The sequence below is a fragment of the Roseixanthobacter psychrophilus genome (genome assembly GCF_043195195.1).
Classification (GTDB): domain Bacteria; phylum Pseudomonadota; class Alphaproteobacteria; order Rhizobiales; family Xanthobacteraceae; genus NCEH01.
In genome coordinates, this window is record NZ_JBAFWT010000020.1 from 88,753 (window position 1) to 96,833 (window position 8,081).

An 8,081-nucleotide genomic window follows, 5' to 3' on the forward strand; every position below is an offset into this window, starting at 1 on the left:
GCGGATCATGCGCTTTGAAGGATCATTTCGCGGAGCCGCTGGCGGGCTCGATCCGCGCACTCGACTTGAGTGCAAGGTGTGCTGGCATGTCTATGATCCGGCTGATGGGTGCGAGACTTGGCAGGTCCCTGCCGGCACCGCCTTTGCCGATCTGCCGGCCCACTGGCGCTGTCCGGTCTGTGATGGTGAGCGCGATCAGTTCATGGTGCTCGATCGGGGGGAGGGGGTGGCCATCGCGTCCGCTCCTGCGGTCGATCCCCGCTTGGAGGAGATCATCCGCACGGTCTCGCCGCGCCTCGAAGCAGCATTCCGTGAGATCCATGCGGGGCAGATGCGGGGCGTGCCGATCGTCAACGAGACATTGTCCGTAAAGGCAATCGGCTTCCGGCCGCATGAGGGCCGCGTCCTCGGCATGCTGGTGACGCCCTGGTTCATGAATCTGGTGCTGCTCCCGGGGCCGGAGGATGACTGGTCTCGCCTTGTGACGGGCGAGAAGGAGCTGATCGCCTTTCCTTCCGGATGGTACGAATTCCTCGGCGCCAACCGGCCTGACGTCGGGCCTTATAAAGCCTGCTCGTTGTTTTCGCCCATGTTTGATTTCACCTCCATGCTTCAGGCGAGCGAGACCGCAAAGGCCGCGCTGATCGCGCTATTCGATCCGGCTCACCGGGAAGACGGGGCTCCCACGGCGGAAATCCGGCGACGGCGCACTGAAGAATTGGCCGCGCAGGAGGCGGAGGAGGCCGAAGCGTTAAACGAGGATGAGACGGGGACGCTCGCGGCAGGGTCCGACCGCCCGGCGCTGTCGCCCCAGCCATCGCGTCGCGAACTGATTTTCGGCGCTGCCTCGGCCGCCCGACCTGCGTCGGAGCCCGCATGACCTTAGCCCTGACCACGGCAGAATATGCGAGCAGCTGGCGCTTCAGCGCCCAGCGGGCGCTCGATCCCGAGCCGCTGCTGGTCGGGCGAAGTGTAGAGCAGGCTTTGGAGCTTCTGCCGCGTGTATTCAACCTGTGCGCGGCGGCGCATCGGGCCGCCGCTGCGGCCGCTCTCGGTCAGGTGGATGCGGTGCGAGAGGACGCGATCCATGCGGAAACGGCACGCGATCACGGCCTCGCGCTTTTCCATGGCTGGCCTGTCTTGCTCGGCTCAAAGCCGGACCGTGCGGGACTGACGCTGCTGGCAGGCGGTCAGGCCAGTGACGTGGCGCGCCATGTCTGCGGCGAGGACTTATCTGAATTCTCGGAGTCGGATCTTAATAGTTGGCTTGAGACGGGCTCGGAGCCGGCGGCTCACCTGCTGCGCGATCTGCGCGACCGGCTTGATCCAGCCTGGGGCCGCGCCGCACTGGCTTCGGTCGAAGTGGAAACCCTGGATGTTCAGCCGACCGACCCGCGTGAAACCACGGTGCTCGACCGGGTGCGCGATGTGCCGGTCATCCGTGAACTTCTGATGAGTGAGGGCCCGAGCCTGTTCGTGCGCCTCTTCGCGCGCGTGGTGGATCTATTCTGTGCGCTTTCAGGACGTGCGGCGCGCCCGCCCTTTGGGCGCAGCAGGGCAGGGGCGGGTTATGCGCAGGCGGCGCGCGGCTTGCTCGTGCACCGGGCGGAGGCGAGGGATGGCCTAATTCTCGCCTATCGTGTGCACACTCCAAGTGCCTGGAACCTCGCGCCGGATGGTCTGCTGGAGCGCATGCTTGCGGCTTTGCCGGCACGACGCGAGGCGCCGATGCTTGCGAAGCTTGCGGAAAGCGCGGTCAATCCCTGTGTTCCCCTCACGCTCCAATGCGCAGGGGAGATTTGAGATGCACGAAATGGCCCTATGCGAGAGCCTGCGTGATGCGCTTGAGGACGCCGCGCGGACCCAGAGCTTTTCCCGCATCACGCGCGTGCGCCTTGCAATCGGTGCGTTCGCTGGGGTCGAGGTGGAGGCTCTCCGCTTTGGGTTCGACGTGGTCATGCGTGGCTCCCTGGCTGAGGGCGCCGAACTGATCGTGATGGAAGAGGGCGGCACCGCGTGGTGCTTCGATTGCGGTATCACGGTGCCGCTTTCAGGACGGCTCGACCCTTGCCCAGCCTGCGGTGGCGAACGCCTTGTGCCAAATGGCGGCACAGAAATGAAAATCAAAGACCTGGAGGTCGTGTGATGTGCGTCACCTGCGGTTGCGGTTCAGATGCGGTCACCATTTCCGGCCCCGATGGAGCCGAGGCGCCCCCGTCCAGCTCACATGACCATGGGCATTCTCATGCCCATGGGGCCCGGGAGCACGCGGGGCATGCGCACGGGCAGCACCAGCAAGGGGAGCACGCGCACGGGGCAGGGCACACTCACACCCATGGTCCCCATGGCCATGACGAAGCCGGGCCGCGGCATGCTCATGCTCCCGGCCTCGATCCGCGCCGGATGGTGGAAATCGAGCAGAATATCCTGGCCAAGAATGATGGGTTCGCGGCGCAGAACCGCGCCCGCTTGGCGGAGGACGGCATTTTTACGCTCAACCTGCTCGCAGGCCCGGGCGCCGGAAAGACAACGCTGCTTGTGGAGACCCTGAAAGCACTGGCCGGCCGCGTTCCCGCGGCTGTCATCGAGGGTGATCAGCAAACGGCGAATGATGCTGAGCGCATCCGCGCGGTCGGCTTCCCGGCGGTGCAGATCAATACCGGCAAGGGCTGCCATCTTGATGCACATATGGTCGGCCATGCCCTGGACCGCGTGCCCCTACCGGCGGGAGGCGTGCTGTTCATCGAGAATGTGGGAAATCTGGTTTGCCCGGCAGCCTTCGATCTTGGAGAGGATAAGCGCATCACCTTGCTCTCGGTCACCGAGGGCGAGGACAAGCCGCTGAAATATCCTGATATTTTTCAGGGTGCAGATCTGGTGCTCCTGACCAAGGCCGACCTGCTGCCGCATCTGGATGTGGATTTCGACGCCATCACCCGCAACGTGGCGCGCATCAATCCCAGCGCAACCGTGATCACCGTCTCCTCCCGCTCCGGATCCGGGTTTTCCGATTGGCTGGCTTGGCTGGAGGGCGCTCGGCGCGCCCGGTTGGAAACTCTGGTTCGCGCTGCCGAAATGCGGGCGCATGCGCTGCGCGGCGTCGCGCACGCCGTAGCGGAGTAGAACGGTGAGCACACGCCCCGCCCTGCTCCTGGTCGACGATGAGTTGCGTTCCGTCGAAGTGATGGCGCGCGTGCTTGGCGAGGAATTTGAGGTGTTCACCGCCCTGAGCGCGGCGGAGGCTCGCCGCATTCTGGAAAGCGAGTGGGTGCAGGCGATCTTCTGCGACCAGCGCATGCCGGACGTCTCCGGCGTCGCGTTCCTGACGGAGGTGCGCGAACGCTGGCCGGAAATCGTCCGCGTCATCGTTACCGGCTACACTGAGCCGGAAGACATGATTGGCGCCATCAACGGCGCAGGCATCTATCAATACATCACCAAGCCCTGGCACCCGGATCAACTACTGCTGGTGGCGCGCAATGCGGCCCATCTGTTCACACTGCAACGCGACCACCACCGCTTGTCCCTCGAACTGAAGCTCGCAGCGCCGGTGGCGCAGGCACGTATGGCTGCGCAACGCGAACGGGTGGCGCGGAACTTTAATTTCGATACCTTGATCCGTACCCCGGAGAGCCCCCTGAACGAGACGTGCCGGCGGGCGGCACAGGTGGCGGTGTTCGACGTGCCGGTGCTCATTCAGGGCGAGACCGGGACCGGAAAGGAACTGCTCGCACGCGCCATCCATTATTCCAGCCTGCGCTCGGACCGCCCCTTCTTTGCGGTCAATTGCGGGGCGATCCCGGACGAATTGCTGGAATCCGAACTCTTCGGGCACAAGAAGGGCGCCTTTACCGGTGCGCACGCAACCCGCATCGGGCTATTCGACGAGGCCGACGGCGGCACCGTGCTTCTCGACGAAATTGGCGATGTTTCGCCGGCCTTCCAGGTCAAGCTGCTGCGGTTCCTGCAGGAAGGCGAAATTCGCCCGGTGGGCTCCAATGAGGCAAAGCGGGTGAACATCCGCGTGCTGGCTGCGACTCATCGCGACCTTACGCAGGAAGTGGCGGCGGGGCGCTTCCGCGAGGATCTCTATTACCGCCTGTCGGCTATGGTGCTGATGATGCCGGCCCTGCGCACCCGGCGGAACGATCTGCGGGTGCTGGCAACGGCCATTCTCGACAGCCTGTGCAACCTCCATGGGAAGACGGTGAAGGGGTTCACCGAAGAGGCCCTCGCCTGCATCGAGGCTTATGACTGGCCTGGCAATGTGCGCGAGATGCAGAACGAAGTCTTGCGGATGCTTGTTTTGGCCGCGGGGCCGGATCTGGGCGCTGATCTTCTCTCGTCCCATGTTCTGCGCGCGGCGGCCGCTGCGGAAAGTGCGCCCCAGCAGATCTCCCTGCCTGACGGCGGCCTGCTGAAAGAACGCATCGAGCGCATCGAGGCTTCCATCCTGATGGAGACATTGGTGCGCTGCCGTTGGAACAAGAGCCGGGCGGCCGAGGAACTCGGTCTCTCTCGCGTAGGCCTGCGCGCCAAGCTCGACCGCTACGGCATCGCCCGCGGCCGTACCTTCGCGCGACATTGAGGGATAAAGCCATGTGTCTTGGAATTCCCGGCCGGATTGTCGCGATCTCCGACGCGGATGCCATGCTGGCAATGGTGGACGTCTCGGGCGTGCGTCGCAGCGTGGACGTGGTGTGCGTGACACTCCCCGGCGAGCCCCCGGAGGCGCTCATCGGGGTGTGGGTGCTGGTTCACGTGGGCTTCGCCATGAGCCGCATCGACGAGGCTGAGGCGGCTGCGACGCTGAAAGTGCTCGCCGAAATTGGTGAGATGGATGCGGAAATGGACGCCATGAGAACGGGCAGCGTCGAGCCGCTCGTGCGAGCCGGGTAGGGAGGCGGGCATGCGTTTCGTCAACGAGTTCCGCGACCCGGCCCTGGCAACCGGCTTGATCCGCGAGATTGGTGTTCTTGCCGCGCGTCTAGAGCGCGGGCGCTCCAATCCGGTCACCGTCATGGAGGTGTGTGGCGGGCACACCCACGCCATCTTCCGTTATGGCCTGGAAGGTCTGCTGCCAGACATCATCGAGTTCGTGCACGGCCCGGGCTGTCCCGTCTGCGTCTTGCCCATGGGGCGGGTGGATGATTGCGTGGCCATCGCTGAGCGGCCGGAGGTCATCTTCGCGACCTTCGGGGACGCGATGCGGGTTCCCGGCTCGCGCAAGAGCCTTCTTCAAGCCAAGGCGGACGGCGCCGACGTGCGCATGGTCTATTCGCCGCTCGATGCGCTGGAACTGGCACGGCGCAATCGGGAAAGGCACGTGGTGTTCTTCGGTCTCGGCTTTGAGACCACAATGCCTTCTACGGCGCTCACAGTGCTGCGGGCGGCGCGCGAGGGGGTCACGAACTTCTCCCTGTTTTGCAATCACATCACCATCATCCCGACGCTTCGGGCCCTACTGGAGCAGCCGGATTTCGGCATCGACGGCTTCATCGGGCCGGGCCATGTCTCAATGGTGATCGGCACCGCGCCCTATCGGTTCATCGCGGATGAATTTCACCGGCCGCTTGTCGTGGCCGGCTTCGAGCCGATCGACCTGCTGCAATCGCTTCTGATGGTGCTGCGCCAGCTCGCGGCGGGCGAAGCGCGGATTGAAAACCAATATGCCCGCGTCGTGCCGGAAAATGGCAATCCTGCAGCTCTCGCGGCCGTCGCGGAAGTCTATGAGACCCGCCCGACCTTCGAATGGCGTGGGCTGGGCTCGATCGCAGACTCTGGCGTGCGCCTGCGCGAAGCCTATGCCGCCTTCGATGCGGAGCGACGCTTTTCGGTGCCGGACGTAAAGGTTGCGGACCCCGCCGCCTGCCGCTGCGGAGAGGTGCTCACCGGCGCGGTGAAGCCCTGGGCTTGTCCGGTATTTGGTACCGGCTGCACGCCCGAGATGCCGCTCGGTGCGCTCATGGTTTCGTCTGAAGGCGCGTGCGCGGCCTATTATCAGTATGGCGGCATGAAGGGTGCGGCATGAATATTCCTTTTGATCGGCCGGTGCGCCGGCCGCGCCGCGTGACGCAAACGAGCGTGACCCTGGCCCATGGCGGTGGCGGAACAGCCATGCGCGACCTCATTGAGGACGTGTTCCTGGAAACCTTTGCGGGGGCAGGGCACCCTGCCCCCGAGGACCAGGCGCGGTTCGATATCAATGCCCTTGCGGCGTTGGGCGACCGGCTGGCCTTCACGACCGATTCCTTCGTGGTCGACCCGCTGTTCTTTCCCGGTGGAGATATCGGCACCCTGGCCGTGTGCGGCACTGTGAATGATCTTGCCGTGGGCGGCGCGCGGCCGGTGGCTTTGTCGTGCGCCGTCATCATCGAAGAAGGGCTGCCTGTGGAAACCCTGCGCACGGTTGCCGCCTCAATGGCGCGCGCGGCGGTGGCGGCGGGTGTCGCCATTGTCACCGGCGATACCAAGGTGGTCACGCGCGGGGCCTGCGACAAGCTCTTCATCACCACCACCGGCATCGGAGTGGTGCGCACCGGGCTGCATGTCGGCATAGATCGTGCGCGCCCGGGTGACGTTGTCCTTGTGAACGGTTGGCTCGGTGACCATGGAGCCGCGATCCTCAACGGCCGTGGCGATCTGGCCCTGGAGACCACGATCGAGAGCGACTGTGCACCGCTGCATGATCTTATCGCGGTGCTGATCGATGCGGCGCCCGGTGTGCGGATGATGCGGGACGCCACGCGTGGCGGAGTTGCGGCAGTCCTCAACGAATTGGCCGAAGCGAGCGCCGTCGGCATTCGGGTGTGCGAGATGGACGTTCCCATTCGGCCGGAGGTGAACGGCTTCTGCGAGATCCTTGGGCTCGATCCACTTTACCTTGCGAACGAGGGAAAGCTCGTGGCCGTCGTGCCGCAGGAGCAAGCCACCGCCGCGCTTTCGGCATGGCGAATGCATCCGCTGGGGCAGGGGGCGACCGCGATCGGCACGGTGGTCGCAGAACGGCCGGGACGCGTCGTGATGGCAACACGGTTCGGCGGTGAGCGCATCGTCGACATGCTGGTCGGCGATCAACTGCCGCGTATCTGTTGAGTCCGATGGCTTGTGAGTTTTGTCCAATCAACCAAAGATGACCCATCCTTCAGGAGAGTGATTTCCATGACCCGTCCCGTCTTACGTACCCTCGGCGTGGCTGGCGCGTTGGCGCTGGTGCCGTCCTTTGCGTTTGCCCATACAGGTGTCGGGGACACGCACGGCTTCGTGCACGGCTTCCTGCATCCTGTCACCGGTCTCGACCACGTCCTGGCAATGGTTACTGTCGGTCTGCTGGCCTGGCAGATGGGCGGACGGGCGTTGTGGCTCCTCCCGGTGAGCTTTATGGCCCTCATGGTCGTTGGCGGACTGCTCGGAATGGGTGGATTCGCTCTGCCTTATGTCGAGACCGGCATCACCTTATCGGTGGTCGTGCTCGGCGCTGTGGTCGCCTTTGGTGTGAAGGCGCCACTCGCTGTGGCCATGGGCCTCGTCGGACTGTTTGCTGTCTTCCACGGCCATGCCCATGGTGCAGAAATGCCGGAGAGCGCGGGCGCACTGTCCTACGGTGCTGGCTTCGTGGTCGGGACGGGGCTGCTTCATCTCGCCGGGCTGGGTCTCGGGTTCGGCATCGGGTGGCTGAGTGAGCAACTCGGGAAGACCTCAGGTGCAGCTCTGGTGCGCGGTGCTGGCGCGGCGGTAGCCGTCGCCGGAGTGGCATTGCTGAGCGGGGTCCTTTGAGTTTTTAACTGGGGCCGAATTTTACGGCCTGATTTTAAGGCCGGCTCGGCTTGCCCGCCGAGCCGGCCTTTTTGTTGAACGCAGGGACAAGCGGCAAGCCACCGATTGGTAAGGTACTGATTTTCAAAGGCTGCAAGAATAAGTTCCATAATATCTCTTCTGCGAAATTAATATCAGGCCTTCCCCATTCTGGCGCATGTATCGGAAATCATGATTTTCAGGTTTTGTGCGTACAGATTCACAGGGGCAACGCGCTCAATTGCATCGCCCCTTTTGCCCTTTATCTCCGTTCAGCCGGTGGTCTC

At 64.2% G+C, this 8,081-nt stretch carries 11 protein-coding genes; 10 read left to right on the forward strand and 1 reads right to left on the reverse strand.

Translation table 11 applies throughout. From position 1 onward, the window contains the following. The first annotated feature begins 7 nt into the window (after positions 1-7). From V5F77_RS17525 to hypA, 3 genes are read left to right on the forward strand one after another with little or no spacing between them, the layout of a single operon-like run. Positions 8-880 (forward strand): [NiFe]-hydrogenase assembly chaperone HybE, encoded by an 873-nt coding sequence (locus V5F77_RS17525; RefSeq protein ID WP_429006623.1) that lies wholly within the window; start codon positions 8-10, stop codon positions 878-880. After that, positions 877-1,803, forward strand: coding sequence for a hypothetical protein (locus tag V5F77_RS17530; protein WP_429006624.1), 927 nt, complete (start codon positions 877-879; stop codon positions 1,801-1,803). Before V5F77_RS17525 ends, V5F77_RS17530 begins: the two co-directional genes overlap by 4 nt. Position 1,804: 1 nt before the next feature. Continuing rightward, on the forward strand, positions 1,805-2,146 hold the full coding sequence (gene hypA, locus V5F77_RS17535; RefSeq protein ID WP_429006625.1) for a hydrogenase maturation nickel metallochaperone HypA: 342 nt from the start codon (positions 1,805-1,807) through the stop codon (positions 2,144-2,146). A 77-nt stretch (positions 2,147-2,223) separates the two neighbouring features. Here hypA and V5F77_RS17540 read toward each other — a convergent pair whose 3' ends face one another. Then, complete coding sequence (locus V5F77_RS17540) at positions 2,224-2,379, reverse strand: hypothetical protein (RefSeq protein ID WP_429006626.1); 156 nt, start codon at positions 2,377-2,379, stop codon at positions 2,224-2,226. Between the two features lie 24 nt (positions 2,380-2,403). Here V5F77_RS17540 and hypB point away from each other — a divergent pair, with 24 nt between their 5' ends. The 7 genes from hypB to V5F77_RS17575 form a co-directional block, all read left to right on the forward strand. After that, the gene (gene hypB, locus V5F77_RS17545) at positions 2,404-3,123 is read left to right on the forward strand and encodes a hydrogenase nickel incorporation protein HypB (RefSeq protein WP_429006627.1); all 720 of its coding nucleotides are present in this window, start codon (positions 2,404-2,406) and stop codon (positions 3,121-3,123) included. A gap of 4 nt (positions 3,124-3,127) precedes the next feature. Next, positions 3,128-4,588: a sigma-54-dependent transcriptional regulator gene (locus tag V5F77_RS17550; RefSeq protein ID WP_429006628.1), complete on the forward strand. Its 1,461-nt coding sequence runs from the start codon at positions 3,128-3,130 to the stop codon at positions 4,586-4,588. An 11-nt stretch (positions 4,589-4,599) separates the two neighbouring features. Next, a complete protein-coding gene (locus tag V5F77_RS17555; protein ID WP_429006629.1) occupies positions 4,600-4,899 on the forward strand; it encodes a HypC/HybG/HupF family hydrogenase formation chaperone in 300 nt (99 codons plus the stop codon). Between the two features lie 10 nt (positions 4,900-4,909). Next, on the forward strand, positions 4,910-6,031 hold the full coding sequence (gene hypD / locus V5F77_RS17560; RefSeq protein WP_429006630.1) for a hydrogenase formation protein HypD: 1,122 nt from the start codon (positions 4,910-4,912) through the stop codon (positions 6,029-6,031). After that, complete coding sequence (hypE, locus tag V5F77_RS17565) at positions 6,028-7,095, forward strand: hydrogenase expression/formation protein HypE (RefSeq protein WP_429006631.1); 1,068 nt, start codon at positions 6,028-6,030, stop codon at positions 7,093-7,095. Before hypD ends, hypE begins: the two co-directional genes overlap by 4 nt. A 66-nt stretch (positions 7,096-7,161) precedes the next feature. Next, on the forward strand, positions 7,162-7,776 hold the full coding sequence (locus V5F77_RS17570) for a HupE/UreJ family protein (protein ID WP_429006632.1): 615 nt from the start codon (positions 7,162-7,164) through the stop codon (positions 7,774-7,776). Between the two features lie 50 nt (positions 7,777-7,826). Continuing rightward, positions 7,827-8,081 (forward strand): hypothetical protein (locus V5F77_RS17575; RefSeq protein WP_429006633.1); only part of this gene is annotated, 255 nt, incomplete at its 3' end.

Coding starts and splice junctions, on each gene's coding strand:
- V5F77_RS17570 (WP_429006632.1), top strand. CDS start 7,162: ATGACCCGTCCCGTCTTACGTACCCTCGGCGTGGCTGGCGCGTTGGCG.
- V5F77_RS17540 (WP_429006626.1), bottom strand. CDS start 2,379: ATGAGCATGCCGCGGCCCGGCTTCGTCATGGCCATGGGGACCATGGGT.
- hypB (WP_429006627.1), top strand. CDS start 2,404: ATGGTGGAAATCGAGCAGAATATCCTGGCCAAGAATGATGGGTTCGCG.
- hypD (WP_429006630.1), top strand. CDS start 4,910: ATGCGTTTCGTCAACGAGTTCCGCGACCCGGCCCTGGCAACCGGCTTG.
- hypA (WP_429006625.1), top strand. CDS start 1,805: ATGCACGAAATGGCCCTATGCGAGAGCCTGCGTGATGCGCTTGAGGAC.
- V5F77_RS17555 (WP_429006629.1), top strand. CDS start 4,600: ATGTGTCTTGGAATTCCCGGCCGGATTGTCGCGATCTCCGACGCGGAT.
- hypE (WP_429006631.1), top strand. CDS start 6,028: ATGAATATTCCTTTTGATCGGCCGGTGCGCCGGCCGCGCCGCGTGACG.
- V5F77_RS17530 (WP_429006624.1), top strand. CDS start 877: ATGACCTTAGCCCTGACCACGGCAGAATATGCGAGCAGCTGGCGCTTC.
- V5F77_RS17525 (WP_429006623.1), top strand. CDS start 8: ATGCGCTTTGAAGGATCATTTCGCGGAGCCGCTGGCGGGCTCGATCCG.